Below are 26,263 nucleotides of genomic sequence, written 5' to 3'. Positions count from 1 at the left end.
CTCCCGCAGATGCGAACAGTGTCGAATAGATGACGGCTTGGCAAGGACATATCGGGGACGATTCGGCAGATAATGAACTGGACTTGCCCGGGCCGCCCGGGCACGCTCGCCAAGCGGATTCTCTTTCGCGTCCGCGTTCGGGGGAACAGCGACATGGCGACCGTAGCACCATCGTTTCAGGAAAATTTCGAGATCGGTCGGGTGCTGAGCCTGACCTTTTCGGTGATCGGCCGCAACGCACCGCTGTTTTTCGGGCTGTCGTTCGTGGTGAACGGCATCCCGCAGATGGGGCTGCAATATCTCCAGCTCTCGACCCTGGGGATTGGTCAGCCGGGCGTTGTCCCGACCGCGAGCGCGATGACGACATATTTTGGCTTTAGCGGGCTCTACCTGTTGTTCGCGATCATCTTTGGTGGGCTGCTCAATGCAATGTTGTGCCGCGCGACGATCGAGGACTTGAATGGCGGGCGGCCGCAAATCGGTGATTGCTTCGCCACCGCGATTGCGGTGCTGCTGCCGCTGATCGCGATCGGGCTCGTGTCGGGCGTTGCCATCGGCATCGGGCTGCTGTTCCTGATCGTGCCCGGCATTTACCTCGCGCTCGGCTGGGTCGTGGCAGTGCCGGTGCTGGTGCAGGAACGCGAAGGCGTGTTCGGCAGCCTGTCGCGCAGCCGCGCACTGACGCGGGGCAGCCGCTGGCGGCTGTTCGCGATGTTTCTGGTGATGCTGGTGATGCTCTGGGTGCTGTCGATCCCGCTCGGCATGTTCATGGCACTGGGTGGAGCGCTTGGCGCGCCGTTCGTGGCGCCGGCGATCTCGACCGCGATCAGCGCCACGCTGTCGTCGGTGTTCTCGACGACGATCGTTGCGGTCAGTTACATCGAGTTGCGCCGCGTTCGCGAAGGAACGGGCATCGAAGACCTCGCGCAGATTTTTGCCTGACGCGTCGCGCGCCGGCCAGGCCGAGCGGGTTGTAATGTTGGAAAAGTGCAGGTAGGTTCGCGCTTCGTTCCGCCGAAGTTGGAGCCTGAAACGCTTGGATTTGCTTGCTATTGTCCTGATTGTTGCCGCTTTGCTTGGAGGGCTTGCGGTCGGCTGGCTGGTCGGGCGCGGGGAAGCGGGATCGGCCCGCGCCGAGCGCGACAAGGCAGTCGATGATTTCCGCCGCGCGATCACCGATCTCGCGGCGGCGAGCGAACGCGCCAAGGCGGTGGACGCGCTGACGACGACGCTCGACCGGGTGCGCGGCGAGCGTGAGGCGGTACTGACCGAAGTCGCAACGCTGAAGGCCGAAAGCGCGGCTTTCGAGGCGCGGATCGCCGAGCTGCGCGACGCCAAGGATGCCATGAGCGCGCAGTTCGCCGAAGTGTCGAACAAGCTGCTCAACGACGCGCAGGCGCTATTCCTGAAGCGCGCCGATGAGCGGTTCCGCCAATCCGAGGAAGTCGCCGGCCAGAATCTGCGCTCGCTACTCGCGCCGGTGAGCGAGCGGCTGTCGCGCTATGAAGAGACGGTGCGCAAGGTCGAGACCGAGCGGGCGAGCGCGTTCGACCAGTTGAAGGGTGAGCTCCACGGGCTGCGGATCGGGCAGGAGCGGGTGAGCAGCGAAGCCGCGCGGCTGGTCAATGCGCTGCGCAACGCGCCCAAGGCGCGCGGGCGCTGGGGCGAACAGCAATTGCGCAATGTGCTCGAGACGTGCGGCCTGTCCGAACATGCCGATTTCCAGACCGAGGTGAGCGTGAGCGGCGAAGACGGGCGGCTGCGGCCCGATGTCATCATCCGCATTCCCGGCGGGCGGCTGCTGGTTGTCGATGCCAAGGTCTCGCTCAATGCCTATCAGGACGCGTTCGAGGCCGAGGATGAGGGCGAGCGGATCAAGGGTCTCGGTGCGCACGCCGCGTCGATGCGCGCCCATGCGATGGCGCTGGGCAGCAAATCCTATGAAGCGCAGTTCAAGGAAGCCGTCGATTTCGTCGTGATGTTCGTGCCGGGCGAGCATTTCGTCTCGGCGGCGCTCGAACACGACCCTAAGCTGTGGGACGACGCCTTTGCCAAGAAGGTGCTGATCGCGACGCCGACCAATCTGGTCGCGATCGCGCGGACGATCGCGGCGGTGTGGCGGCAGGAAAATCTGGCGCGGCAGGCGGCCGAAATCGGCCGGTTGGGCAAGGAGCTTTACGAGCGGCTCGCCAAGGTTGCCGAGGACATGAACAAGGTCGGTCGCGGGCTGAACAGCGCGGTCGGCAATTTCAATGCCTTTGCCAATTCGTTCAATGGCCGGCTGGTCGTAACCGGCAAGAAATTCCGTGATCTCGACATCGAGACCGGCAGTCGCGAAATCGAGGATGTTGCGCATGTCGAGGCACTGGCGCGCGTTGATGATGTGCCGCTATTGAGCGAGCCAAGCACCGGCGAGTGATCGACAGAAGGGCGCGGGGGTCGACATGCAATTGACGATAAGGGTCGGGTGGATGCTGGCCGGATTGGCGCTGGCCCTGCCCGGGGCCGCGTCGGCGCAGGCGGACAAGAAACAGACGCGGAATGCGCCCAACATTGTCACGTCGCCTGCGCTGCCGGTAGTGAGCGCGGCGCCGCCGCCCTTGCGCGTGCTCGCGAGCGTGCCGTTGCCCGACATGCCTGGCACGATTGCCGAACTGGTCGTCGTGCCCGACCGCGCGGCCATCCGGTTTCATGATTTGCGCGGTGATCATTATGTCGCGATCGATGCCGTCGAGCCGGTGCTGGCGATGCTCGCCGATCGCCGCATGATGCCGCTGTGGCCGGCGCTGATCAAATGGGCAGGCGCCGGGGTCGAAACGCTGCGCGACGACCAGATCGGCGTGGCGCGCCGTGCCTTTGCCGACGCGGGGCCGCTCAATTCGCTCAGTCCACTCAGCACCGCCGAATCCTCGGCGCGGCCAAAGGGCCGGGCGCTGCTCAGGCTGGCAACCCGGCTGGAGGCGGCGGGCCGACGCGATGAGGCCATTGCGCTGTTGAAGGCCAATCGCCCGGCGAAGCCCGGCACCACCGACTCGGAGCTGTTCGAATGGGTCGCGTTCGCCATTCGGCTGTCGGGCATTTATCGGGAAGCCGACGATTATGGCCGGGCGATCGCCGCGCTCGACGAGGCGACGGCGGCGATGGGGAATGAACGCTTTTATTCGGTCAACCTGATGATCAATCGCGCCGCTCTGCTCGCTGAATCGGGCCGCTATGGCGAAGCATTGACGGCCATCGACGCCGCGCGGGCGGCGTTCGGACAGAGCGCGGCCCCAGGCAGCAGCGGTGACCGTGTGCCGGGAGCGGGACGCGAATTCAGTTGGGTCCGCGCCTGCGCGCTGCACGGGCTGGGGCGCATTGCCGAAGCCAGTGCCGAAGCAGCGGAGATGCTCGCTGATACCAATCCGACCGACTACCAGTTCGTGATCAAGTCGACGCTGACGATCGCGGTTCGCTATGCGCTGTGCGTCGATGATCGTCGGCTTGCGGCGCGTGTGCTGGCAAGCGAAGCAGCAAGCCGACCGGCTGGCGGGCTGGCGTTCGAACTGTTGCAGCCGGCGCGGTTCCGCCGGGCCCGCGAAGCCCGCTTCTTTGCCGCGGTGCGCGACGAGCCCGCGCTGGCCGAGTTGTTGCGCGACCGGTTCCGCGCGCTGCCGGTCGAGTTCACGCCGGCGCTCAACCGCTGGTACCCGACGCCGGTGACGCCGCCGCCTGCGCATTAGCACCAAATCAACCAGTCGGCGCTACGCCCGGGTCCAAACAACCGGGATGCCCGCACCATGATCGTGCCGATGATCGAGCTTGCCGATGCGCTGAAAGCACGCGCGGTGATGACCGCCGATGACGTGCTGGCGATCCGCCGTGTCGCCTGGCCCGACGGCAGCATCGATGCGGTCGAGGCCGATGCGATCTTCGCGCTCAACGACGCGATTGCCGCGCCGCCGACCGAATGGGTCGATTTCTTCGTCGAGGCAATGACGGCCTATGTCGTGCGCCAGCAGCAGCCGACCGGCTATGTTGATGCCGCCAAGGCCGGCTGGCTGATCGCGCGGATCGACGCCGACGGCCGGGTCGAATCGCGCGCCGAGCTCGAACTGCTGGTCAAGGTGCTGGAAACGGCGGTCAATGTCCCCGACTCGCTGAAGGCCTATGCACTTGCGCAGATCGAGGCGGCGGTGGCGACCGGCAGCGGACCGACGCGGGGCGCGGGTGCGCTCGATCCGGGATCGATCAACGCGGCGGAAGTCGCGCTGCTGCGCCGGATGTTGTTCGCAGCGGCCGGTGACGGCCCCGCGAGCATCAGCCGCGCCGAGGCGGAATTGCTGTTCCGGCTGAAGGCAGCGACGATGGATGCGCCCAATGCGCCCGAGTGGAAGACGCTGTTCGTGCAGGCAGTGGGCAATCACCTGATGGCGCACAACGATTATCGTGCGCTGAGCCGAGAGCGCGCTGCCGAACTCGATGCTTTCATGAGCGACAACCACGTGCGCGTCGGCGGATTTCTGGCCCGGGTGGGACAATCTTTCGCGAACGGCGCCTTCCTCGAACTGTTCGGCAGCAAGGCGCCCAAGCCCGACCATGACGCGGCGGTCGCCGCCGATCGCGCCATCGCGCCCGAAGAAGCGGCGTGGCTGAAGGCGCAGGTCGAGGCCGATGGCACGCTCGACGAGCTGGAAAAGGCGCTGCTTGCCTTCGTTACTGAGGAAAGCGGTCGCCCTGCCTTTTGAGCACTGCGTAGCTCAACCGAGCTGGGCGAGCACCTCATAGGCCATCACCGCCGTCGCGACGGCAGCGTTGAGGCTGTCGGCCTTGCCGCGCATCGGGATTTTTACGAGCAGATCGCAGGCGGCGGCATAATCATCGGGCATGCCCTGCGCTTCGTTCCCCGTGAGCAGGAAACAGGGCGAGCGATAGCCGGCCGCGCGATAATCGCGGTCGGTGTCGAGGCTGAGGCCGATCAGCTGGCCCGGCCCGGCACGCAGCCAGCCGAGGAAGTCGCCCCATTCGGCCTGCACGACAGGCACGGTGAACAGCGCCCCCATGCTCGCGCGCACCGCTTCAACGCTGAACGGATCGACACAGTCGCCGATTAGGATCAGCCCGCCCGCACCGACGGCGTCGCCGGTCCGCAAGATCGTACCGAGATTGCCGGGGTCGCGCAGCCGCTCGGCAACCAGCCAGATCGGTGCGGTGGCGCGGTCGATGTCGGCAAGTGTCGCTGCAAATTCGGCGAACACGCCGACCACGGCCTGCGGATTATCCTTGCCCGACAGCTTCGACAGGATATCGGGCGTCGTCTCGATCGCTTCGCCGCCTGCCTTTTCGACATCGGCAACAAGGGCGCGGACGAGCGGATGCGCGGCGCTGTCGCGGGCGAAGAACAGATATTGCGGTAGCCGCCCGGTCTCGCGCGCCTCGGTCAGGATGCGCAGGCCCTCCGCCAGGAACAACCCCTCGGCCCGGCGATGGCGCTTTTCGCGCAACGACCGGACGCGCTTGATCAGCGGGTTGGAGTAGGCGGTTATCTCGCGGGGCATGTCAGCGCAGCCTTCCCGCGCTATTCCTCGTCAAACTTGGCCTCGACCAGCGCCGCCAGTGCCGCGACCGCTTCCTCGGCGCCGTCGCCGGTCGCGCTGATCGTGATCGAATCGCCCTTGGCCGCGCCAAGCATCATCAGCCCCATGATCGACGTGCCGGTCACCGCCGCGCCGTCCTTTTCGACCGTCACTTCGCACGGCAGGCCAGAGGCGAGCGTGACGAACTTCGCGCTCGCCCGTGCGTGGAGCCCGCGGATATTGGCGATCAGGACGGTGCGGCGAACGTCGGTCACGCGGCGGCTTCACCCAATACTTGCGAGGCGACCGAGATGTATTTGCGGCCGGCGTCGCGCGCGGCGGCGACTGCCTCGGTCACTTTCAGGGCCTTGCGCGCGCCTTCCAGCCGGATCAGCATCGGCAGGTTGATGCCCGCGATCACTTCGACCCGGCCCGGCACCATCAGCGATATCGCCAAGTTGGACGGGGTGCCGCCGAACAGGTCGGTCAGCACGATCACGCCGCTGCCGTCGTCGACTCGCGCAATGGCGGCGGCGATGTCGGCACGCCGGAGTTCCATGTCATCGTCCGGGCCGATCGCGATGGACTCGATTCGCTCCTGCGCACCGACGACATGTTCCATCGCCGTCACGAATTCGGCGGCGAGGCGGCCGTGGGTTACCAGTACCAGCCCGATCATAATGGTCGAATCACTTCAAAATCGTCCCCGGCTCGCGAGCCTCTTCGCGTTCGGTAGCGGTCGGCAAGCCCTCGAGCGAGTCCTGAGGCGCCGCGCCAAGATCGCGGTGCGCGACCGTGGGCGAAAATCCCGCGTCGCGCAACCGTGCAGCGGTACGTTCGGCGACATGCACCGACCGATGCCGCCCGCCAGTGCAGCCGAACGCAATCGTCACATAGCTTTTGCCCTCGGCGCGGTAGCGCGGCAACAGCAGCAGCAACAGCCGGTCGATCGCCTCCATCGCCCCGTCATAAGCAGGATCGCGCGCGACATAGGCAGCGACCGCAGGGTCTAGCCCGGTGCCGGGACGCAGCGCCTCGTCCCAGTGCGGATTGCGCAGGAACCGCATGTCGAGCACGAGATCGGCATCGCGCGGCAGCCCGCGGGCAAAGCCGAACGACATCACCGACAGCGTCGGCTCGCCGAGCCCCTGCCGCGCGAACGTGGTGCGGATCTGGGTCGCCAGCGCATTGGCGCTCATATTGGTGGTGTCGATCAGCCGGTTCGCCCAGCTGCGCAAGGGGGCGAGCAATCCGCGTTCCTGCGCGATGCCATCGGCCGCCGGCCGGTCCAGCGCGAGCGGATGGCGCCGCCGCGTTTCGGAATAGCGGCGCTCGAGCTCGGACCCCGCGCAATCGAGGAAGAGCGTGCCGATGTCGTGGCCGTCCTCGCTGCGCAGCCGGTTGATCAGCTTGACGATGCGTTCGGGATCGAAATCGCGGGTCTGCGCGCCGATGCCGATGGCGAGCGGCCGGTCGCGCTCGTCGGGGCGCGCGCCGGGCATCGGCGCCAGCAAGCGATCGATCAGCCGCACGGGCAGATTGTCGAGCACTTCCCAGCCCATGTCCTCAAGCGCGTTGAGCACGGTCGACTTGCCCGCGCCCGACATGCCGGTAACGAGCAGGATATCGCGCGGACGGTCGCGACTCATGCCGATGTCCGGGGCGCGGTTCGCGTTTTGAGCGCGAGTTCGACCTTGATCGGCGCCGAGGCATAATGGCCCTCGACCGCGATGACGGGCACCTTGATCCCGGCAATCGTGCGGATAACCATATCGGGCGGCATCCGCTCGACATCGTCGCTCAACTCGACCAGCAGCGCGACCGGCACGCGCTCGACCGCAGGCATGGCGATGATGCCGATGCCGCGCACTTCGATCTTGCCGGCAATCGTGGCGGGCGCGGTGGCGAGCAACCGGTCGCGGTCGCGGATCACCAGCGTATAGTCGTCGCTCACCAGCCGCGCGCCGCGATCGATCAGGCGGAGCGCGAGGTCGGATTTGCCCGCGCCCGAACGCCCCTCGATCAGCACGGCGTGGTCGCCGATCGCGACGCAGGAAACGTGCAGGGTTTCGGATGAAACGACAGTCACGCAAGCGGCTCCAGCGTCAGAGAGGGTCGGCCAACGGCAAGGTCACTACGAACCGCGCGCCGCTCAGGCGATCATCGCGCGATTCGACGGTGATCGTGCCTTGATGCCCATCGACGATCGTACGCGCAATTGCCAGCCCGAGCCCCGAATGTTTGCCAAAGGCTTCGCTTTCGGGGCGGATCGAGTGGAAGCGCCGAAAGATGGCTTCGCGCGATTCAGGCGGCACGCCGGGCCCTTCGTCCTCGACGCGGATCACGGCGTCTTCGGCAGTGCGCGCCAGCGCGACCGTGATCATGCCGTCGTCGGGCGAAAAGGACAGCGCATTGTCGATCAGATTTTCGAACACGCGTTCGAGCCGGGCACCTTCGCCAGCAACACAGATCGGGTTGCCATCGCCGCGGTCGATCTTGAGCCGGACGCCGCGCTCGATCCCGCGCGCCGCGCGCGAGGCGGCGAGCGCGTCGATCATCGCGGCAATATCGATTGGCTCGAATTTCGCTCGACTGAGCTGCGCGTCGAGCCGCGATGCTTCCGAAATGTCGGAAATCAGCCGGTCTAGGCGGTGGATGTCGTCGCGGATCACCGCCAGCAATTGCTCCTGCAGCGCCGGCTGGCGGACATTGGCCAGGCTGTCGACCGCCGAACGCAGCGAGGCCAGCGGGTTCTTGAGCTCGTGCGTCACGTCGGCCGCGAACGCCTCGGTCGCGTCGATGCGCGCGCGCAGGGCCTGGCTCATGTCGGAAATGGCGCGGGCGAGGCTGCCGATCTCGTCGCGGCGATCGGGCAGGCGCGGCACCACGACTTCGCGCGCGCGCCCCAGCCGGACCCGCACTGCTGCCCGCGCCAGCCGTCGCAGCGGCCCGACAATGGTGCGGGCAAGGAACAGCGACAGGTAGATCGACACGATCGTCACTACCGCGAGCACGATCGACAGCCGGAACCGTTCGATCCGCACCGTCGCGGTGATGTCGCGTGCATTGTTGGCGGTCATCACCACCCCGCCGCCCGAAAGCGGCGCGGCTGCGGTGATGATCGGCGTGCGGTCGGGCGCGCGCCAAACGCTGGCGGCGGGCGCGCCGCTCGATAGCGCGGCGGCGACATCGGGCCAGACGCTGCCCGAGACGCGCTCGCGATAAAGCGGCGCACGTTCGGCGCCGACCACGGTGTCGATCATCGCGTCGAGAAACCGTCCCGCCACCGGGCCGAAGCCCTGTTTGTCGGGATCGATCAGCACGAAATTGCGCAAACCCATCGCGCGCGTGTCGGCAGTTTCGACCCCACTCCGCGCGAACAGGCGCAGCCGGACATCAGAGTCGCGCGCGAGTTCAAGAGCAAGCGCCCGACGCTCTCGCTCCGGTACTGCGTTGAGGGCGGCGGCAATCAGCATCGCTTCGCGTCGGGCTTGCGCCACGCGGCTGTCGACGATGCGGCTTCGGTACGAATCGAGGTAGAAAAAGCCGCCCGCCAGCATCGCGAGCGCAAAGATGTTGACCGCCAGAATCCGCCGCGTCAGCGAAACGCGGCCCGACCATCGCAGCGTCAGCTCGGGTTCGAAGTCATTCCTCGGAATAACGATATCCCGCGCCGTAGAGCGTTTCGATCGCGTCGAAATCGGGGTCGACCTGGCGGAATTTGCGGCGCACGCGCTTGATGTGGCTGTCGATCGTGCGATCGTCGACATAGATGTCGTCCTGATAGGCGGCATCCATCAGCTGATTGCGATTCTTGACGATCCCGGGGCGCTGCGCGAGCGTTTCCAGAATCAGGAATTCGGTTACGGTCAGCGTCACCGGCTTGCCGTCCCAAGTGACGCGGTGGCGCGCCGGGTCCATCGCGAGGCGTCCGCGTTCGAGGATTTCGGTCGGCGGCGCGGCTTCGGCACCGGGGGCGGGCGGCTGCGCCAGTTCGGCGCGGCGCAGGATCGCGCGGATGCGGGCGATCAACAGCCGCTGCGAAAAGGGCTTGGCGATGTAATCGTCGGCACCCATTGCAAGGCCGAGCGCTTCGTCGAGCTCGTCGTCCTTGCTGGTCAGGAAGATAACCGGCAGCGCCGATTTTTCGCGCAGCCGCCGCAGCAGTTCGAGCCCGTCCATCCGCGGCATCTTGATGTCGAAAATCGCGAGATCGGGTGGATTGTCGATCAGCGCCTTGAGTGCGGTTTCGCCTTCGGAATAGACGCGCGTCACAAAGCCTTCGGCCTGCAGCGCGATCGATACCGAGGTCAGGATATTGCGGTCGTCATCGACGAGAGCGATCGAAGCGGTCATCACGCTGTAACGCCTAGGACAAAGCGCGCGCCTGCTCAACCGGCTGGCGATCAGCGCCGCGCGGGCGGCGGTCGCTGCCATTTGACCCGAACGCGGCGCGGCGATATGCGCCCCCCAGCATACGTATGCGCTGGCCTGGTCGGGGCAGCGCGTGGGAGTTTTTAGGAGAAGATGACGTGACCGAACGAAGCCCCATCAAGGGACTCGAGTCGCAGGGCATTCGCACGCAGGCGACGGTGCACTGGAACCTGATCACCGCGCCGCTGGTCGAACAGGCGATTCGCCGGGGTGAAGGGATGTTGGCGGCGGATGGCCCGCTGGTGGTCGAAACCGGTCGCTGCACGGGTCGGTCGGCGCAGGACAAGTTCACCGTTCGTGACGCCGAGACCGACAGCACCATCTGGTGGGGCAAATCGAACAAGCCGATGGCGCCGGAGCATTTCGCCGCGCTGAAGGCCGATTTTCTGGCCGCGCTGGAAGCGAAGGACACGCTGTTCGTGCAGGATCTTTACGGTGGATCGCAGCCCGAACACCGCGTGCGCGTGCGCGTGATCAATGAACTGGCGTGGCACAATCTGTTCATCCGCACGATGCTGGTGCGCCCGCGCGCCGAGGAACTGGCAGGGTTCGAGCCCGACTATACGATCATCGACCTGCCGAGCTTCGTTGCCGATCCCGCGCGCCACGGCTGCCGCAGCGAGACGGTGATTGCGGTCAATTTCACCGAAAAGCTGATCCTGATCGGTGGCACGCAATATGCCGGTGAAATGAAGAAGTCGGTATTCGGCCTGCTCAATTATCTGCTGCCGGTGCAGGGCATCATGCCGATGCATTGTTCGGCCAATATCGGCCCCAATGGCGATACCGCTGTGTTCTTTGGCCTGTCGGGTACCGGCAAGACGACGCTGAGCGCCGATGCCAGCCGCACGCTGATCGGCGATGACGAGCATGGCTGGTCGGACACCGCCGTCTTCAATTTCGAAGGCGGCTGCTATGCCAAGATGATCCGCCTGTCGGCCGAGGCAGAGCCCGAAATCTACGCGACCACCAAGCGGTTCGGCACTGTGCTCGAAAATGTCGTGATCGACCCCGAGACGCGCCTGCTCGACCTCGACGATGCGCGGCTCGCGGAAAATACGCGCGGTGCCTATCCGATCGACTTCATCCCCAATGCGAGCGCCGCCAATATGGGACCGGTGCCGCGCAACATCGTGATGCTGACCGCCGACGCTTATGGCGTGCTGCCGCCGATCGCCAAGCTGACGCCCGAACAGGCGATGTATCACTTCCTGTCGGGCTATACCGCGCGAGTCGCGGGCACCGAGATCGGCGTGACCGAGCCCGAAGCGACCTTCTCGACCTGTTTCGGCGCGCCGTTCATGCCGCGCCATCCAAGCGTCTATGGTAATCTGCTCAAGGAGCGGATCGCCAAGGGCGGCGTCGATTGCTGGCTGGTCAACACCGGCTGGACCGGCGGCAAATATGGCGTCGGCCACCGCATGCCGATCAAGGCGACGCGTGCGCTGCTCAACGCGGCGCTCGACGGGCGCCTGAACGATGTCGAATTCCGCACCGATCCCAATTTCGGCTTCAAGGTACCGGTGGCGGTGCCGGGCGTCGACGCAGCGATTCTCGATCCGCGCGAAACCTGGGCCGACAAGGCCGACTATGACGCGACTGCGGCGAAGCTCGTCGACCAGTTTGTCGAGAATTTCGCGCAATTCGCGGATCATGTCGACGAGGGCGTGCGACAATCAGCGCCCAAGGTAAGCCAGCCCGCCTGAACGCCCGTTCAAGCCGGGCCACCCTTTCGAGGAAAGCCCGACATGACCGATCCGCTGCCCCGCCTGTTCGCAACCGACGCCGATGTGATCCGCATCGGCGAAGGCCTGCTCGACCACAGCCTGCCGCGCCCCGAGTGGACGCACGAGGCGCATCTCGCCGCCTGCCTCTATCTGCTGCGCGAGCGGCTCGACATCGACGTCGATGCGCAGATCGCGGCGATCATCTCGGGCTATAATGTCGCGGTTGGCGGGGTGAACGACGACAGTCAGGGCTATCACGACACCATCACGCGGGTGTTCGTGCAGGGTGTTCGGCTGCACCTGGCCGGAGAGGCGTCGGGCAATTTGGCCGCGTCCGCCAATGCCTTGCTGATGTCGCCGATCGGCAGGCGGGACTGGCCGCTGCGCTTTTACAGTCGCGCGCGGTTGTTTTCGGTGGCGGCGCGGCGGGGCTTTGTGCCGCCCGATCTGGCGCCGCTGCCGTCGACGGGCGAGTCAATCGACGGGGTCGTCACCGAGCGTCGCGCTGACCTTATCGACCCAGGCGGGGCCGCGTAGGGCGACGCCGTCGGCGCTCAATATGTCGAATACTGCATCTGCAAGGCGCTGCGTCACCGCGCGGGTGTCGATCTTGCGGAACAGGCGGCGGATCACCGGCTTGTCGGGCATGAACTGGATCAGGAAATCGCGCGCGCCGAAGCTGGTGCAGCCGAAGGCGAGCGGAAAATCGGGGTTGTCGACCTCGGCGTACCAGCCCCAGTCCTCGGCGATGAGCGCGCGGACCGTCAGGCCATGCTGCGCGAGCGCCGAGGCGAGAAATTCAGCGAGTGCAAAGCCATGGCCGCCGTTGACGAGTTCCCCGTCGCGCGGGTGCGGCGGAAAGCGATCGCTCGCCAATTCGATCATCCGGCCGAAATCGAACATCGCAGCAATCCCTTGCGAGTGGCACCATCGGCATAGCGGCTGTCGCTTGCGAATTCGTTGCGTCGCCGGTCATCGCGGTCGCGTGGGCGCGGCCATTGTGGTAAGCTCTGCGTGATCAACGAAGCGGAGGGATCAACCATGGGAATGCTCGACGGACTGCTTGCGCAACTCGGCCCCAATTTCGACCTCACCAACATGGCGACCAAGGTCGGGCTGAGCCCCGAAATGGCCGAAATGGCGGTCAGCGCACTCGCCAAGGCGCATCCCGAGCCGGGTGATACCGTCGCGACGGCGGCGAGCAGCACCGGCATTTCAGCCGACATTCTGCAGCAGATCGTCGGCCATATCGGCGGCGAAGGCTCGCTTGCCAATTATGCGTCGATCATTGCGGCGGCAACCGGAGGCGCGGGTGCGGCAGGCGCGCAGGGCGGCGCCGGGGGCATCATGGGCACGGTGGCCGGGATGCTCGACCGCGACGGCGACGGCAATCCGCTCGACGACATCGCCGGCATGGCGGGCGGGCTGCTCGGCGGCAAGAACTAAGCGCTGAGCGTCGCGCGAACAGGGGCGGGGTCGGCTGCGCGCCGGCCCCGCCCTTTGCGTATCAGCGGGTCAGTTCTTCGGGCGTGGTGCCGCCGTGCGCGGCGAGGCGCGACATCACCTGCTCGTGCAGCCAGATGTTCATTTCCGCGCTGCCATCCTTCTCGCCGGTGTAGCCGAGTTCTTCGGCCAGTTCCTTGCGGTTGGCGAGGCTGGGGTCGAGGCCGATCAGCTTCATCAGATCGACGATCGAGGTCTGCCAGTTGAGGTCCGAACCGGTGGTCGACGCAATCTGGCCGAGCAGCGATTCGATTTCGGCGCGCGTCATCGGCGTTTCGGCCGGGGCAGGCGCCGGTGCGGCTTCGACAGGTGCCGCTTCAACGGCAGGCGTGGGGGCGGGGGCAGGGGCGGCCTCGGCCTTCTTGCCCCAGATGGCGTCCTTGATCGCGCCGAAAATGCTCATACGATTCGCTCCTTGCAACTATCGTTCGACTTCAGGCGGATCGGCAGTTCCGCCCGCCCGGTCAAAGGGCAGGCTAGCAAGCGACTGTGACAGGATGAAGCGCGTCAGCCGACCGGCGGGGCGAGCGGTGGCAGCGGCTCGGTGATCACCGTGCTGTCGCGCACCGCGACCACCCGGACGCGCGCACCGGCGGGGGCATCGGCGCCTGCCGCCAGCCATTCGCTGTCGCCGATGCGCACGCGGCCACGACCGTCGCTGATCGCTTCGACTACCACCACCGTTTCGCCGACCATCCGCGCCGCGCGGTCGTTGAGCAGCGGATCGGCCGAAGGCACCGGAAACTGGGTGTACCAGCGCCGTCCGATCGCAACTGCAACCGCGCTCCACGCGGTGAACGACAGCAGCTGGAGCAGAAAGGGCACCGGAATTGCGAGTGTCGTCAGCCCCGTCGCGAGCGCTCCGACCGCGAGAAAAATGAGGAAGACGCCGGGGCTGAGCAGTTCGCCGGCGACCAGCGCCACCGCAATCAGGATCCAGATCAGGCCCGCACTGCCCATGATCGCGCCTGCGTCCATTACCGCGTCACTGGCCGGTGGCGTCGTCGGGCAGAGTCTTGGCCCAGGGCTGTTTGGGCGGTGCCGGGGGGCGCGGCGGCGCGGGCGGCTGTTCGCCGAACGCTTCTTTCGCCAGCGCACCGATGCCGCCGAGCGTGCCGATCAAATTGGTCGCCTCGACCGGGAACAGGATCGTCTTGGCATTGCTGCTCGTCGCGAATTTGCCGACCGCCTCGACATATTTCTGCGCGATGAAATAGTTGATCGCCTGCGCGCTGCCCTGTTCGATCGCGTCCGAGACGAGCTGCGTCGCCTTGGCTTCGGCCTCGGCGGCACGCTCGCGCGCTTCGGCATCGCGATAGGCCGATTCCTTGCGGCCTTCGGCTTCGAGAATGCGGGCCTGCTTCTGGCCTTCGGCGCGGAGAATTTCCGACGCGCGCGCGCCTTCCGCTTCGAGGATGTTGGCGCGTTTCTCGCGCTCGGCTTTCATCTGCCGCGCCATTGCGTTGACGATGTCGACCGGCGGGCGGATGTCCTTGATCTCGACGCGGGTGATCTTGACGCCCCAGGGATTGGTGGCGTGATCAACGACGCTCAGCAGCCGCGCGTTAATGTCGTCGCGCTTCGACAGTAGCTCGTCGAGGTCCATCGACCCCATCACCGTGCGCAGATTGGTGGTGGCGAGCTGCATGATCGCGACGAACAGGTCGGACACTTCATAAGCGGCCTTGGCAGCGTCGAGCACCTGGAAGAACACCACCCCGTCGACGGCGACCATCGCATTGTCCTTGGTGATGATTTCCTGCTGCGGCACATCGAGCACTTGCTCCATCATGTTGATGCGCCGGCCGACCTGATAGAAAAAGGCGGGGTAGAAATTCAGCCCCGGCCGCGCAACCGTGGTGAAACGCCCGAAATGTTCGATTGTATATTCAAAGCCTTGGCGGACCATCTTCAGGCTGGCGACCAGGAACATGATCACCAGCACCAGCAATGCCACCAGCACCGCCAAAATCATGCTCATCTGCGCCAACTCCTGCTGCGTCGCCTGTACCCGTTCCGCGCATCTCTAGCATATTTGCGCAGGGCCAATAGCGAAATGCGGCGGGCCTAGCGCTCTTGCGGCCGCTTGGTTACATGGGCCGCCACGACTCCTCCACCGCGCTCGGGACTGGCATTTCCATGGACATTCGCCTCGGCCTCACTTTCGACGATGTGCTGCTTTATCCGGCCGAGAGCGACATCGTGCCGTCGATGGCCGATCCGCGCACGCGGCTGACCAAGGGGATTGCGCTCAACATCCCGATGCTGTCGGCGGCGATGGATACGGTGACCGAAGCCGATATGGCGATCGTGATGGCGCAGATGGGCGGCATTGGCGTGCTGCACCGCAATCTGACGATCGAGGAACAGGTCGCAGCGGTGCGCCAGGTCAAGCGCTTCGAAAGCGGGATGGTGGTCAACCCGATCACGATCGGCCCCGACGCGACGCTCGCCGAAGCGCAAGGGCTGATGGCGCGCCACCGGATCAGCGGCATCCCGGTGGTGGAGGCGGGCGGTAAGCTCGTCGGCATCCTTACCAACCGCGACGTGCGCTTTGCCGAGAACCCGCAGCAACCGGTCGCCGAACTGATGACGCACGAAAATCTGGCAACAGTGCGTCCTGGCGTCAGTCAGGAGGAAGCGCGGCGATTGCTCCATGCGCGGCGGATCGAAAAACTGCTGGTGGTCGACGACGCCTATCACTGCATCGGGCTGATCACGGTGAAGGACATCGAGAAGGCCGTTACTTATCCCGATGCCACCAAGGACGCGGCGGGGCGGCTGCGCGTCGCGGCAGCGACCACGGTCGGCGATGCCGGCTTTGCGCGCACCGAGGCGCTGGTCGCCGCCGAAGTCGATCTGGTCGTGATCGACACCGCGCATGGTCACAACCGCGACGTCGCGCGCGCGGTCGAGCGCGTGAAGGCGCTGTCCAATTCGGTGCAGGTCGTTGCGGGCAATGTCGCCACCGCCGCTGCAACGCGGTCGCTGGTCGATGCGGGCGCCGACGGCGTGAAGGTCGGCATCGGGCCGGGGTCGATCTGCACCACGCGCGTGGTCGCGGGTGTCGGCGTGCCGCAGCTCACGGCGGTAATGGACTGCGCCGAGGAAGCCGCCAAATCGGGCGTGCCGGTGATCGCCGATGGCGGCATCCGCACCTCGGGCGACGTCGCCAAGGCACTGGCGGCGGGCGCCTCCGCCGTGATGATCGGCTCGCTGCTGGCGGGGACCGAAGAAGCGCCGGGCGAAACCTTCCTCTATCAAGGGCGCGCCTATAAATCCTATCGCGGCATGGGATCGGTCGGCGCGATGGCGAAGGGTTCCGCCGACCGCTATTTTCAGCAGGACATCAAGGACCAGATGAAGCTGGTCCCCGAGGGCATTGAGGGCCAGGTGCCGTTCAAGGGGCCGGCCAAGGACGTCATCCACCAGCTCGTCGGCGGCGTGCGCGCGGCAATGGGCTATACGGGCGCGCGGACAATTGAGGAGCTTCAGGCGCGCGCGCAGTTCGTGCGGATCACGGGCGCGGGGCTGAAGGAAAGCCATGTCCACGACGTGACGATCACGCGCGAGGCGCCGAATTATCCGACGCGCTGATCGCGGTATCGCAAGCCATTTACGCAAGCTTCAGCCTTGGCGGCTAAAGCCGGGACATGGCGCGGATCAAGCTGCACAAGACGATTCTGCCGATCGTGATCGGCGGGGGGCTGATGTCGGTGTCGCGCAGCTTCGAGCGGCGCGGCGACATCGCCTCGGCGATGGGCGATACTGCCGGGGCGCTTAGCGGCCATGTGGCGGCGCTGCTGGTGGTGATCGCGGCGGTCGTCTGCTTCGGCTATGCGCTCTATCATTTCATCTGGCGCGGGACCGACGCGCCGTCGCCACCTGCAGCCGAGACCTATGAACGCGTGATCGACCCGGTCGAAGCGGGGCCTGACGACCAGCCGTTCGATGCCGATGCGATCATGGCGCGTTATCTGGCAAACCGCGATCCGGGCGCGGCGCAGGTGTACGATACCCCTCCCGCAGCTCCGGCCGCACGCCCGGCCTTTGGCCGCAAGCGCGCCTGATCGGGCGCTGCCGCAGACGCGAATGATTTTGCCAGCGGCGCGCGATTGCGCCTAAGCAGCGCGCATGACTCCAGCCGCCCGCGTCCAGGCCGCGATCGAATTGCTTGACGCCGCAATCGAGGCTGCGCGCGAAGGCGGAGCGGCCGCTGACACTTTGATCGCGCGCTATTTCGCCACGCGCCGCTATGCCGGGGCCAAGGACCGGCGGGCGGTGCGCGAGCTGGTCTACGCAGCAATTCGCCGCGCGGGCGAACGCCCGGCAAACGGTCGCGCGGCGATGCTCGGTGTTGCCGCCGACGATGCCGACGTAGCGGCGGCGTTCGACGGGTCGCCACACGGCCCGGCGCCGATCGGTGCGGGCGAGGCCTTGGCAGCGGCGGGTGTTGCGCCCGACTGGCTGGTCGATCGGCTGGCCGCCTCGGGCATCGGCGCTGACGAACTGCCCGCGCTGGTCGATCGCGCACCGCTCGACGTGCGGATCAATCGCGCCTCGGCTGCGGTCGTGGAGATCGAAGGCGCCGAACCCATCCCCGGCCTGCCCGATGCGCTGCGCCTTCCGTCGGGGACGAATATCGAGCGGCATCCGGCCTATCTGGACGGCGGGCTCGAAATTCAGGATGCGGGCAGCCAGATCGTCACGCTGGCCGCGCGGGCCGAGCCCGGCCAGCGGATCGTCGATCTCTGCGCCGGAGCGGGGGGCAAGTCGCTCGCACTTGCCGCAGCGATGGTGGGGCTGGGCGTGGTGCTCGCGACCGATACCGATCGCGCGCGCTTGTCGCGCCTAACGCCCCGCGCTGCACGGGCGGGCGCAGCAATCATCGAAACACGGCTGCTCAATCCGGGGCGCGAAAGCGCGATGCTGAGCGATTGGGCAGGCGTGGCAGACACGGTGCTGATCGACGCACCTTGCTCGGGCACAGGCACGTGGCGGCGCAATCCCGAAGCGCGATGGCGGCTGACGCCCGATCGCATCGCGCGGCTGGTCGATACCCAGCGCCATGTGCTGTCGGTCGGCGCAGCACTGGTGAAGCGGGGTGGCGCGCTGGTCTATATCGTCTGCTCGCTGCTCGACGAGGAAGGCGCGTCACAGATTTCCGCGTTCCTGAGCGCGCATCCCGGCTGGCGCACCGAGTCGCTGGCGTTGCCCGCGGGTCGAGCGCACGGCGACGGCGTGCGGCTGACCCCATACCATGACTCGACGGATGGCTTTTTTGTCGCGAGACTGGTGGCGCCATGCTAGCGTCAGCGCCCCGAATGTTGGAGATGTTCATGCGTTATTCGTCGCTGGCCGTGGCGGCCGCGCTCGTTCTGGTCAGTGTGTCGACGTCGCTGCACGGCCAGCGCCCCGACGACCAGATCGATCCGCGATCGATGCAGCTGGTTGCGAGCGCCAAGGCGGCAGCGGCCGCAGGCGATCTCGATGGCGCGACCGACACGCTGGAGACCGCGCTGGCGGTCGATCCGCGCAACCGCGCGGCTTTTGTCGCGCTCGGCCAAGTGTCGCAGGCGCGGGGGCTGTCGGGCAAGGCGATCCGCTATTACCGTGAAGCGCTCGAGCTCGACCCCAATGACATCACGGCGCTGAAAGGGCAGGGCGAAGCACTGGTCAGCAAGGGCGCGATCGAACGCGCTCGCCAGAATCTGGCGAAGATCAAGCGGCTGTGCGTGAAGGGTTGCGCCGAGGCGACGCAGCTCGCTGCCGTCATCGCCCGCGGCGCGCCGGTGCCGGTGGTGGCGTCGCAGAACGCCAAGTCGACCAAGGAATAATCAGCCGAGCGCCCGTGCGAGGGCAACGAATTCGGCAACGCTGACGGTCTCCGCGCGCCGCGTGGGTTCGATGCCGAGCGTTTCCATTGCCTCGGCGGCGCCTGCGATCCCTTTCAGACTCTGCCGCAACATCTTGCGGCGTTGTCCGAACGCCGCGCCGGTCAGCCGCTCGAGCGTTTCGAGCCGGACACCCTCGGGGCTGTCGAGCGGCGTCAGATGGACGACTGCTGACATCACCTTCGGCGGCGGGGTGAAGGCGGAGCGGTGGACGGGCAGCGCGATTCTGGCCGTCGTCCGCCACTGCGCGAGCACTGACAGGCGCCCGTAATGCTCGCTGTCCACGCCGGCGACGATGCGGTCGGCGACTTCGCGCTGGAACATCAGCGTCAGGCTCTGCCACCACGGCCGCCACGGCGCCGACAGCCAGCCGACCAGCAGCGGCGTGCCGATGTTATAAGGCAGGTTGGCGACGATATGCGGTCGGCCTTCGAACAGGGCAGGCGCATCGAGCGCCAAAGCATCGTCTTCGATCACGGTCAGCCTGCCCGGGAAATGCCCGGCCAGTTCGGCCAGCGCGGGCAGGCAGCGGCGGTCGCGTTCGACGGCGGTCACCCGCGCGCCGGCTTCGAGCAAGGCGCGGGTCAGGCCACCGGGGCCGGGGCCGACCTCGAACACCTCGGCACCACTTAGATCGCCGGGTACGCGGGCAATGCGGGCGAGCAATTGCCCATCAAGGAGGAAATTCTGGCCGAGCGCCTTGCTCGCGGTCAGCTGGTGCCGCGCGATCACCTCGCGCAGCGGCGGCAGGGTCGTCACACCGGGGCCGCCAGTCGCCGCCCGGCCGCTTCGGCCGCGAGCAGGATCGCGGCGATCATCGCGCCGGGTTGTGCCAGCCCCTTGCCGGCAATGTCGAAGGCAGTGCCATGGTCGGGCGAAGTGCGGACGATCGGCAGCCCCAGCGTCATGTTCACGCCATCGTCGAAATGCAGCAGCTTCAAGGGAATCAGCGCCTGATCATGATAGCAGCACAGCGCCGCGTCATAACGACGGCGCGCACGTTCATGAAACATCGCGTCGGCGGGCAAGGGGCCGATGCAGTCGATCCCTTCGTCGCGCAGCATGGCGATTGCCGGGATTAGCACATCGACTTCCTCGCGACCGATCGCCCCGCCTTCGCCGGCATGCGGGTTGAGCCCTGCGAAAGCGAGGCGCGGTGCCTCAATCCCGAAATTGCGGGTCAGGCCGCGAGCGGTCGCGCGCCCCCGCGCCGTGACGAGATCGACCGTCAGCGCCGCGGGCACGGCCGACAGTGCGATATGCGTGGTCATCGGCACGACCCGCAGCGTTGGTCCGGCCAGCATCATCACTGCGTTTTCGCGCGCGATGCCGCAGCGTTCGGCGACGAATTCGGTCTGGCCCGGATCGGTGAAGCCGATGCCGTAAAGCTGCGACTTCGATACCGGCCCGGTGACCAGCGCGCCCGCCGCCCCCGACCGCGCAAGGCCGACCGCGAGTTCGAGCGCGCTGAGCGAACAGCGTGCGCCATCGGTGTCGGGCACGCCGGGCGTAATTTCGCCTGCGTCCTGGATATAGACGACTGGCAACGCCCGGTCGAACACCCCGGCGGCTTCACCCGGATCGCCGATCCGCTCGACCGGGCCGGGCCAAACCCGCTCGATCGCGCGCGGATCGCCAACAGCGAAAAAGGCGGGCAGCCGCCGGTCGTGCCGCGCTTGCCAAGCCTTGGCAATCACTTCGGGCCCGATCCCGGCGGGATCGCCCATCGACACGGCGATTGGTGCGATCATCCCGGCTCTCCCGATGTGCTGTCGACCGACAGCAGCTGCTCAGCGATATTCGATGATGGCGTCGCGGCGGAGGTCGCGCAGCTTGTGGTCGGCGCGCAGGTTGATCGCGTGCTGCTCCATCTGGCTGCGCATTGCCTCCATCCCCGGCAAGTCGCCCGCCTGCGGATCGGTGCGCCCGCACACGACCAGCGTCCGCACGCCATCGGTTGGCGAACCGAATGGCGGCGTTGCTTCGCCGACGCTCAAGCGCGAAATCATTTCCTGCAACGGCACCGGCAGATCGCGGATCTTGACGGCGTCATTGTCGACGACTTCGGCCTGCAAGCTGGCGGCAACCTTCTGCACTTCGCCGCAGCCGCGGATCGTCTTGATCGCGCTGGCAAAGGTCGAGACCCGCTGCGATGCCTCGGCTTCGGTGATGCCCTTGGGGAATGCGATGCTGACCTGGCGCAGGCTGAGAACGGCGTCACGCGCGTCCGCGGTCAGCACCTTGCGCTTGTCGACCAGATACAGGATCGAAAAGCCGCCGGGCGTTTCGATCGGGCCGGCAAGCTGGTTGACGCTCATTTCCACCGACGCCTGAGCGAGCGTTTCAGGTAGCTGATCGGCCTTTACCCAGCCGAGATCGCCGCCGACTACGCGAGTGGTCGCCTCAGAACGATCGCGTGCGACTTCCTCAAAGCTGCGCTTGCCCTTCTGGATTTCCTCCATCAGCGCGCGCGTTTCGGCAAAAATCTGCGACTGTTGCTCAGGGCTGGCACGCAGATAGATTTCCTTGACGTGGAATTCGGTCTGGCCCTTCTGCGCCTCAAGCCGCGCGAGGATCGACTTTACCTCTGCGTCGCCGACGTTGATCAGCGCGCCGATCCTGCGGCGCAGATAGCGGTTCCATGCCAGTTCGGCTTCGACCTGGCGACGCAGGCTGCGCTCCGACGACCCGGCGGCGCGCAGGAACGCCCGGAATTCGGGAACGGTCTTGTTGAAATTCTTGGCGATCAGCGCGATTCGCTGGTCGATCTCCTCGGCGCCGACCTTGATTTCGGCAGTCTTGGCTTCCTGCAGCTCGAGCGTTTCGTCGATCAGCGAGCCGAGCACCTGCAACCGCAGCGTCGCCAGCTCCTGCTCGTTGAGCTTGAGTGTATTGGCAGCAAGGATCAGGTTCACGCGGTGATCGACATCGGTCCCGGTGATGACGGTTTCGTTGACGATCGCGGTCGCCTTGCGGACATTGGGGTCGCGCTTGCCGAAAATCTGGAGATTCTTGGGGATATTGAGCCCGGTGTCGGGGATCGATTGATCGGCAACGGTCTGCGCGATGGTCGCGGTCGCAAGCCCGACACCCGCCGCCAGCGCGATCGCTGTGCGCAAGGGGCGCGATTTACAAAGTGAATTCATCAAATTGTTCCAACTTTCATCGACTCGAACGATGCCGCTCAGTGCTCTGGCGGACTTCGGTTGACTGCTTGCTTAACGTCCGAGGTTCTTGAAGGCCAGAGTCAACAGGAAACTGTCGCCGCGCCGCGCATCGCCGGTGTCCTGATAATCGCGCCGCCACGTCAGCCCGAGCCGCAGGCAATCATCCTCATAACCCACGCCGATGCGGTGGCGGACCGGGGCAAAGCCGTCGGTCGTCGACAGCGGATTGGCGCGCTGGGTCGTCAGATCGATTACGGTCGAGCCGAACATTGACCAGAAGCGCGCAAACTGGAGCCGACCACCGAGCCGCACTTCTTCGCGGTCGCGCAGATCCTCGAGCGTGGGATCGATCTGGCGGTTGAGCCGGAGATAGCCGAGCAGCAGATAGGTGCCGCGCGTACCGATGGTGGCGTCGAGTTCGTTGCGGCGGATGGCGAGGCCGTCCTTGTCGAGCCGGTACCGGTGCGTCAGCGACACCAGATCGCGGTATCGGACTTCGGTGCGGCCGACGATGTCGGAAAGGCTGTCGGCAAAGCCGGTGCCTTGCGGAATGAATCCGGGGTTGCTGCTGAAGCGATAGCTCTGCCCGACGTTGGCGGTGATGCTGAGGTCGGGCAGGTCGAGCGCCCATTCGACGCCATAGGTGATGCGCGTCGTGCCGCCGAAACGGTCATAGCCGGGAAAGCGATTGAGCGCGAACAGGTTCGAATCCTCAAGATCGACTGCGCGCGAATCTTCGTTGGGGACGATCAGATTGGCGATCTTGGGCGATGCGACGATCTGCACGCGCGGGGTAAGGCGCTGCGTGCCGCCCAGAATTGCGCCGACGAACGGCCATTTGACGTCGAGCGCGACGGCGGCAATGCCGCGCGTCTGAATGCCGGGGTTGCCGCGGTAACTCGCAACGGTGGTCGCGATCTGATCCGCCGAGTTATAGAGGTCGCCGCGCAGATAGCCGGTCAGCGTCACTTCCTGGCCCCAGCCGGTGATGCGGCGCAGCTTCCACGTCGCGCTGGTGAAGGCGCGCTGGGTGTCCTGCCCCGCGGTGCGACCGATGGCGAGCGTGTTGACCTGGAGGTCGAGTTCGCCGCCGAGCAGGTTGCGGAACCGGCGGCGGTAGTCGATCTCGGGCAGCGCCACCGGCTGCAGCCCTTGCCGGTCACCGACGCGCAACGTCTGCACTGCCCAGCCTGAGATCGCGAAATAGCTGTCCTGATCGATCCGTTCGACGCGGATGGTACTGCGCAGGATGTCGTCGCGCGAAATATCATAGCGGCGCAGGAACGTGCGGTCGGTCGCGACGCGGAACGCGCCGCTGACGCTCCAGTTGGGCGTGAGCTGGAACCGGCCGGCACCCTCGGCATAGCCACGGAACACATTCTGTGATGTGGTCGGGTTGACGATGCCGGTGTCGGTGCGGTCGCTGACGGTGCCGTATAGCGCGACCCGGTAAGCCCCATTGGTGGTCAGCGCATTGTAATCGACCGACAGCAGCGGCAGCACTTGCGAAAAGATCCGCGGCGTGACCTTGATCCCGCGATTGGGCGCGATCGAAATATAGAAGGGCTGGGCATATTCGAAGCCGTTGGTGCGGGTGTAGCGAATGTCGGGATTGAGCAGGCCGCTTTGCGTATTGTCGCCGACCGGGTTCGACAGCGCGGGCAGGGGCAGGGTCGCAATACCGAAAATGCTGATCCGAGCGCCCTTGTAATAGATGCGCTGCTTGGCGGGGTTGTAGACCACGCTGACCGCCGTGATCTTCCACGACGGTTCCTTCGGGCAGTTCTCGGCATTGGTGACGGCACAGGGCGTGTAGGCAGCGTTGGTCAGCGTGACCACGCCGTTGACGTCGCGCTCGCCATGCTGCGCCGCCAGCCGCCCGCCGCGATCGAGCACGACCAGCATGTTTTCGACGACGCCGTCCTTCAGCGAATCGGTGAGTTCGATCGAGTCGCCATATGCCTGGTCGCCGCCCGGATTGGTGACGACGATGTTGCCGGTCGCGATCACCCGGCCGGTCTTGCGGTTCCAGGTAACCTTGTCGGCGCGCAGCCGATCGCCTTCGCGGTACATGCGCACGTCGCCGGTCGCGGTCACGACATCGGCTTCGGTGTCATAGGCGAGTTCATTGGCGCTGAACTGGATCTGATCCTCGGCCTTGGTTGGCGCGGGTTGTTCGGCGGGCGTCAGCGGCGGCGGCAGCGGCGTCGCGCGGTCCTGCAGATCCTGCGCCTGCACCGGGTCGGCGACGCCAAAGGCGATCGCAAGTGCCGCTGACGTCAGTAAAATGCCCTGCCTCACGTCGGCACGAATCCCTTTCGGGCTGCTTTTGCAGCCGCCTGCCCGCCCTATTGCACCGGATCGGCGTGGCCGCAACGCCGCGCGCTTTGACACGGCAAGCGGGCTGGCCCAAGGAAATGACACACCACCCCCGACTCTGATTTTGAACCTGTCTTGAGGTAGAAGATGAAGATTGAATTCTCTGCCACGCGCGCCGCCGATGCCGCCGTGGTCGCGCTTCCCGTTGAAAAGGAAGGGCTTGACCGCGTGGCGTTCGGCGATCTGGATGCGGCCGCGCAGACGCTCGCGCTGGCAGCGGCGCGCGCGGCGCGCTTCGACGGCGAGGCGGGGGCGATCGTCGAGACTTTCGTGCCATCGGGGGATGGCGCGCTTCGGCTGCTGCTGCTGGGCGTGGGAGCGGGTGACGATCAGGATTATGAGCGCGCGGGCGGCGCGCTGACTGCCAAGCTGCTGACGTCGGGCACGACGGCCGTGACGACCGATTTCACGGCGCTTGGGGCAGCGCCGTTGCCGCAGGCGGTCGCGCGCTTTGCGGCGGCTGCCGTAGCGCGCGGCTGGCGGCTCGACACCTATCGCACGCGGTTGCCCGAAAAGCAGAAAGCCACGCTTGCACAGCTGACGATTGCGGGAGCACCGGCGGGCAGCGACGCTGCTTGGGCCACGCAGGCGGCCGTCAACGACGGGCGTGCGCTCGCCCGTACTCTTGTGACCGAGCCGCCGAACCTGCTCTATCCGGAGACTTTTGTTGAGCGCGTGAAGGCCGACCTCGATGGCCTCGGGATCGAGATTACGGTGCTTGGCGAGGCGGAGATGGCGGCGCTCGGCATGGGTGCGCTGCTCGGCGTCAGCCAGGGGTCGGTGCGCGAGGCGCAATTGCTGGTGATGAAGTGGAGCGGCAAGGGGGCGGGCGATCCCGATCTCGCGCTGGTCGGCAAGGGCGTGACGTTCGACACTGGCGGCATTTCGCTCAAGCCCGGTCCCGGCATGGAAGACATGAAGTGGGACATGGGCGGCGCTGCGGCCGTTGCGGGTGCAATGAAGGCGCTGGCGCTGCGCAAGGCAAAGGCCAATGTCGTCGGCGTGTGCGGGCTGGTCGAGAACATGCCCGACGGCAATGCCCAGCGGCCGGGTGACGTCGTGACGTCAATGTCTGGGCAGACCATCGAGATCCTCAACACCGACGCCGAAGGTCGGCTGGTGCTGTGCGATGCAATCACCTGGGTCCAGCGCCATCACCGGCCGAAAACGATTGTCGACCTCGCGACGCTGACCGGCGCGATGATCATATCGCTCGGTAACGAGCACGGCGGGCTGTTCGCCAATGACGACAGTCTCGCCGATCAGCTGCTGGCGGCCGGGCGCGCGACCGGCGACCTGCTGTGGCGCTTCCCGCTGTCGGACAATTACAACAAGCTGATCGACAGCCCGATCGCCGACATGAAGAATGTCGGCCCGCGCGGCGCCGGGTCGATCACGGCGGCGCAGTTCATCCAGCGCTTCGTCGACAAGGGTGTGCGCTGGGCGCACCTCGACATTGCCGGCATGGTCTGGGCCGACAAGCCCGGCGCGACGTTCGACAAGGGCGCGACGGGCTATGGCGTGCGTTTGCTCGACCGGTTCGTTGCGGACAATTTCGAGGGCTGAACGTCCCCCTCCCGCTTGCGGGAGGGGTTAGGGGCGGG

27 protein-coding genes are annotated in these 26,263 nt (G+C 66.2%); 12 read left to right on the top strand and 15 right to left on the bottom strand.

Features of this window, described 5'->3' with window-relative positions; translation table 11 throughout:
* The first annotated feature begins 153 nt into the window (after positions 1 to 153).
* From AX672_RS09915 to AX672_RS09900, 4 genes are all read left to right on the top strand, one after another.
* Positions 154 to 942 carry a hypothetical protein gene (locus AX672_RS09915; protein ID WP_168727421.1) on the top strand — a complete coding sequence of 263 codons (789 nt, stop codon included), beginning with the start codon at positions 154 to 156 and terminating at the stop codon, positions 940 to 942.
* A gap of 94 nt (positions 943 to 1,036) precedes the next feature.
* On the top strand, positions 1,037 to 2,419 hold the full coding sequence (rmuC, locus tag AX672_RS09910; protein WP_066650981.1) for a DNA recombination protein RmuC: 1,383 nt from the start codon (positions 1,037 to 1,039) through the stop codon (positions 2,417 to 2,419).
* Between the two features lie 52 nt (positions 2,420 to 2,471).
* Positions 2,472 to 3,722, top strand: a complete 1,251-nt coding sequence (locus AX672_RS09905) for a tetratricopeptide repeat protein (RefSeq protein WP_066650980.1) — start codon at positions 2,472 to 2,474, stop codon at positions 3,720 to 3,722.
* Between the two features lie 57 nt (positions 3,723 to 3,779).
* Positions 3,780 to 4,727 (top strand): hypothetical protein, encoded by a 948-nt coding sequence (locus AX672_RS09900; protein WP_066650979.1) that lies wholly within the window; start codon positions 3,780 to 3,782, stop codon positions 4,725 to 4,727.
* Between the two features lie 12 nt (positions 4,728 to 4,739).
* Here AX672_RS09900 and AX672_RS09895 read toward each other — a convergent pair whose 3' ends face one another.
* From AX672_RS09895 to AX672_RS09865, 7 genes are read right to left on the bottom strand one after another with little or no spacing between them, the layout of a single operon-like run.
* Positions 4,740 to 5,537, bottom strand: a complete 798-nt coding sequence (locus AX672_RS09895; RefSeq protein ID WP_066650978.1) for a TrmH family RNA methyltransferase — start codon at positions 5,535 to 5,537, stop codon at positions 4,740 to 4,742.
* A gap of 20 nt (positions 5,538 to 5,557) precedes the next feature.
* Positions 5,558 to 5,830: an HPr family phosphocarrier protein gene (locus AX672_RS09890; protein ID WP_066650977.1), complete on the bottom strand. Its 273-nt coding sequence runs from the start codon at positions 5,828 to 5,830 to the stop codon at positions 5,558 to 5,560.
* Positions 5,827 to 6,234 carry a PTS sugar transporter subunit IIA gene (locus AX672_RS09885; protein ID WP_066650976.1) on the bottom strand — a complete coding sequence of 136 codons (408 nt, stop codon included), beginning with the start codon at positions 6,232 to 6,234 and terminating at the stop codon, positions 5,827 to 5,829. Before AX672_RS09885 ends, AX672_RS09890 begins: the two co-directional genes overlap by 4 nt.
* Positions 6,235 to 6,244: 10 nt before the next feature.
* Complete coding sequence (gene rapZ / locus AX672_RS09880; RefSeq protein ID WP_066650975.1) at positions 6,245 to 7,204, bottom strand: RNase adapter RapZ; 960 nt, start codon at positions 7,202 to 7,204, stop codon at positions 6,245 to 6,247.
* A complete protein-coding gene (locus tag AX672_RS09875; protein ID WP_066650974.1) occupies positions 7,201 to 7,644 on the bottom strand; it encodes an HPr kinase/phosphorylase in 444 nt (147 codons plus the stop codon). The genes rapZ and AX672_RS09875 overlap by 4 nt, the downstream gene beginning before the upstream one ends.
* Before the next feature lie 16 nt (positions 7,645 to 7,660).
* Positions 7,661 to 9,214, bottom strand: a complete 1,554-nt coding sequence (locus AX672_RS09870; RefSeq protein WP_269454047.1) for a sensor histidine kinase — start codon at positions 9,212 to 9,214, stop codon at positions 7,661 to 7,663.
* Entirely contained in the window at positions 9,201 to 9,911 is a 711-nt protein-coding gene (locus tag AX672_RS09865) for a response regulator transcription factor (RefSeq protein ID WP_066651117.1), read from the bottom strand. Before AX672_RS09865 ends, AX672_RS09870 begins: the two co-directional genes overlap by 14 nt.
* A 176-nt stretch (positions 9,912 to 10,087) precedes the next feature.
* On the opposite strand from AX672_RS09865, the gene AX672_RS09860 reads away from it, so the two are divergent.
* Complete coding sequence (locus AX672_RS09860) at positions 10,088 to 11,695, top strand: phosphoenolpyruvate carboxykinase (protein ID WP_066650973.1); 1,608 nt, start codon at positions 10,088 to 10,090, stop codon at positions 11,693 to 11,695.
* Positions 11,696 to 11,737: 42 nt separating this feature from the next.
* Entirely contained in the window at positions 11,738 to 12,253 is a 516-nt protein-coding gene (locus AX672_RS09855; RefSeq protein ID WP_231731265.1) for a hypothetical protein, read from the top strand.
* Here AX672_RS09855 and AX672_RS09850 read toward each other — a convergent pair.
* Positions 12,191 to 12,619, bottom strand: coding sequence for a hypothetical protein (locus AX672_RS09850; RefSeq protein ID WP_066650972.1), 429 nt, complete (start codon positions 12,617 to 12,619; stop codon positions 12,191 to 12,193). The genes AX672_RS09855 and AX672_RS09850 overlap by 63 nt on opposite strands.
* A gap of 138 nt (positions 12,620 to 12,757) precedes the next feature.
* On the opposite strand from AX672_RS09850, the gene AX672_RS09845 reads away from it, so the two are divergent.
* A complete protein-coding gene (locus tag AX672_RS09845; RefSeq protein WP_082730496.1) occupies positions 12,758 to 13,162 on the top strand; it encodes a hypothetical protein in 405 nt (134 codons plus the stop codon).
* A 61-nt stretch (positions 13,163 to 13,223) separates the two neighbouring features.
* Here the strand turns inward: AX672_RS09845 and AX672_RS09840 are convergent, their stop codons facing one another.
* The 3 genes from AX672_RS09840 to AX672_RS09830 form a co-directional block, all read right to left on the bottom strand.
* Positions 13,224 to 13,622 carry a DUF3597 domain-containing protein gene (locus AX672_RS09840; protein ID WP_066650971.1) on the bottom strand — a complete coding sequence of 133 codons (399 nt, stop codon included), beginning with the start codon at positions 13,620 to 13,622 and terminating at the stop codon, positions 13,224 to 13,226.
* Positions 13,623 to 13,726: 104 nt separating this feature from the next.
* Positions 13,727 to 14,179 carry an NfeD family protein gene (locus AX672_RS09835; protein ID WP_231731264.1) on the bottom strand — a complete coding sequence of 151 codons (453 nt, stop codon included), beginning with the start codon at positions 14,177 to 14,179 and terminating at the stop codon, positions 13,727 to 13,729.
* 25 nt (positions 14,180 to 14,204) lie between these two features.
* Positions 14,205 to 15,194: an SPFH domain-containing protein gene (locus AX672_RS09830; protein WP_066651112.1), complete on the bottom strand. Its 990-nt coding sequence runs from the start codon at positions 15,192 to 15,194 to the stop codon at positions 14,205 to 14,207.
* 164 nt (positions 15,195 to 15,358) lie between these two features.
* Here AX672_RS09830 and guaB point away from each other — a divergent pair, with 164 nt between their 5' ends.
* The 4 genes from guaB (at position 15,359) to AX672_RS09810 (ending at position 19,056) form a co-directional block, all read left to right on the top strand.
* Entirely contained in the window at positions 15,359 to 16,816 is a 1,458-nt protein-coding gene (gene guaB, locus AX672_RS09825) for an IMP dehydrogenase (RefSeq protein WP_066650969.1), read from the top strand.
* A 56-nt stretch (positions 16,817 to 16,872) separates the two neighbouring features.
* Complete coding sequence (locus AX672_RS09820; RefSeq protein WP_066650968.1) at positions 16,873 to 17,289, top strand: hypothetical protein; 417 nt, start codon at positions 16,873 to 16,875, stop codon at positions 17,287 to 17,289.
* A 64-nt stretch (positions 17,290 to 17,353) separates the two neighbouring features.
* Positions 17,354 to 18,529 (top strand): RsmB/NOP family class I SAM-dependent RNA methyltransferase, encoded by a 1,176-nt coding sequence (locus AX672_RS09815; protein WP_066650967.1) that lies wholly within the window; start codon positions 17,354 to 17,356, stop codon positions 18,527 to 18,529.
* A 29-nt stretch (positions 18,530 to 18,558) separates the two neighbouring features.
* A complete protein-coding gene (locus AX672_RS09810) occupies positions 18,559 to 19,056 on the top strand; it encodes a tetratricopeptide repeat protein (protein ID WP_066651106.1) in 498 nt (165 codons plus the stop codon).
* On the opposite strand, the gene rsmA is transcribed toward AX672_RS09810, so the two are convergent.
* From rsmA to AX672_RS09790, 4 genes are all read right to left on the bottom strand, one after another.
* Entirely contained in the window at positions 19,057 to 19,872 is an 816-nt protein-coding gene (gene rsmA, locus AX672_RS09805) for a 16S rRNA (adenine(1518)-N(6)/adenine(1519)-N(6))-dimethyltransferase RsmA (RefSeq protein ID WP_066650966.1), read from the bottom strand. It abuts the gene before it with no gap.
* Positions 19,869 to 20,864, bottom strand: a complete 996-nt coding sequence (gene pdxA, locus AX672_RS09800; protein WP_082730484.1) for a 4-hydroxythreonine-4-phosphate dehydrogenase PdxA — start codon at positions 20,862 to 20,864, stop codon at positions 19,869 to 19,871. Before pdxA ends, rsmA begins: the two co-directional genes overlap by 4 nt.
* 39 nt (positions 20,865 to 20,903) lie before the next feature.
* Entirely contained in the window at positions 20,904 to 22,259 is a 1,356-nt protein-coding gene (locus tag AX672_RS09795; RefSeq protein ID WP_066650965.1) for a peptidylprolyl isomerase, read from the bottom strand.
* 72 nt (positions 22,260 to 22,331) lie between these two features.
* Positions 22,332 to 24,581, bottom strand: a complete 2,250-nt coding sequence (locus AX672_RS09790) for an LPS-assembly protein LptD (RefSeq protein WP_066650964.1) — start codon at positions 24,579 to 24,581, stop codon at positions 22,332 to 22,334.
* A gap of 165 nt (positions 24,582 to 24,746) precedes the next feature.
* On the opposite strand from AX672_RS09790, the gene AX672_RS09785 reads away from it, so the two are divergent.
* Positions 24,747 to 26,225, top strand: a complete 1,479-nt coding sequence (locus AX672_RS09785) for a leucyl aminopeptidase (protein WP_066650963.1) — start codon at positions 24,747 to 24,749, stop codon at positions 26,223 to 26,225.
* The last annotated feature ends 38 nt before the right edge of the window (positions 26,226 to 26,263 follow it).

The organism is Sphingomonas sp. CCH10-B3, assembly GCF_001556185.1.
Lineage (GTDB): Bacteria > Pseudomonadota > Alphaproteobacteria > Sphingomonadales > Sphingomonadaceae > Sphingomonas > Sphingomonas aquatica.
This window is presented reverse-complemented; position numbering and strand designations above follow the sequence as displayed.

Bases quoted from the DNA above. Each gene is read 5' to 3' on its own strand.
- AX672_RS09915 (WP_168727421.1), top strand. From the start codon at position 154: ATGGCGACCGTAGCACCATCGTTTCAGGAAAATTTCGAGATCGGTCGG.
- AX672_RS09905 (WP_066650980.1), top strand. From the start codon at position 2,472: ATGCTGGCCGGATTGGCGCTGGCCCTGCCCGGGGCCGCGTCGGCGCAG.
- AX672_RS09900 (WP_066650979.1), top strand. From the start codon at position 3,780: ATGATCGTGCCGATGATCGAGCTTGCCGATGCGCTGAAAGCACGCGCG.
- AX672_RS09895 (WP_066650978.1), bottom strand. From the start codon at position 5,537: ATGCCCCGCGAGATAACCGCCTACTCCAACCCGCTGATCAAGCGCGTC.
- AX672_RS09885 (WP_066650976.1), bottom strand. From the start codon at position 6,234: ATGATCGGGCTGGTACTGGTAACCCACGGCCGCCTCGCCGCCGAATTC.
- rapZ (WP_066650975.1), bottom strand. From the start codon at position 7,204: ATGAGTCGCGACCGTCCGCGCGATATCCTGCTCGTTACCGGCATGTCG.
- AX672_RS09865 (WP_066651117.1), bottom strand. From the start codon at position 9,911: ATGACCGCTTCGATCGCTCTCGTCGATGACGACCGCAATATCCTGACC.
- AX672_RS09855 (WP_231731265.1), top strand. From the start codon at position 11,738: ATGACCGATCCGCTGCCCCGCCTGTTCGCAACCGACGCCGATGTGATC.
- AX672_RS09850 (WP_066650972.1), bottom strand. From the start codon at position 12,619: ATGTTCGATTTCGGCCGGATGATCGAATTGGCGAGCGATCGCTTTCCG.
- AX672_RS09845 (WP_082730496.1), top strand. From the start codon at position 12,758: ATGGGAATGCTCGACGGACTGCTTGCGCAACTCGGCCCCAATTTCGAC.
- AX672_RS09840 (WP_066650971.1), bottom strand. From the start codon at position 13,622: ATGAGCATTTTCGGCGCGATCAAGGACGCCATCTGGGGCAAGAAGGCC.
- AX672_RS09835 (WP_231731264.1), bottom strand. From the start codon at position 14,179: ATGGGCAGTGCGGGCCTGATCTGGATCCTGATTGCGGTGGCGCTGGTC.
- AX672_RS09830 (WP_066651112.1), bottom strand. From the start codon at position 15,194: ATGATTTTGGCGGTGCTGGTGGCATTGCTGGTGCTGGTGATCATGTTC.
- guaB (WP_066650969.1), top strand. From the start codon at position 15,359: ATGGACATTCGCCTCGGCCTCACTTTCGACGATGTGCTGCTTTATCCG.
- AX672_RS09820 (WP_066650968.1), top strand. From the start codon at position 16,873: ATGGCGCGGATCAAGCTGCACAAGACGATTCTGCCGATCGTGATCGGC.
- AX672_RS09815 (WP_066650967.1), top strand. From the start codon at position 17,354: ATGACTCCAGCCGCCCGCGTCCAGGCCGCGATCGAATTGCTTGACGCC.
- AX672_RS09810 (WP_066651106.1), top strand. From the start codon at position 18,559: ATGCGTTATTCGTCGCTGGCCGTGGCGGCCGCGCTCGTTCTGGTCAGT.
- pdxA (WP_082730484.1), bottom strand. From the start codon at position 20,864: ATGATCGCACCAATCGCCGTGTCGATGGGCGATCCCGCCGGGATCGGG.
- AX672_RS09795 (WP_066650965.1), bottom strand. From the start codon at position 22,259: ATGAATTCACTTTGTAAATCGCGCCCCTTGCGCACAGCGATCGCGCTG.
- AX672_RS09785 (WP_066650963.1), top strand. From the start codon at position 24,747: ATGAAGATTGAATTCTCTGCCACGCGCGCCGCCGATGCCGCCGTGGTC.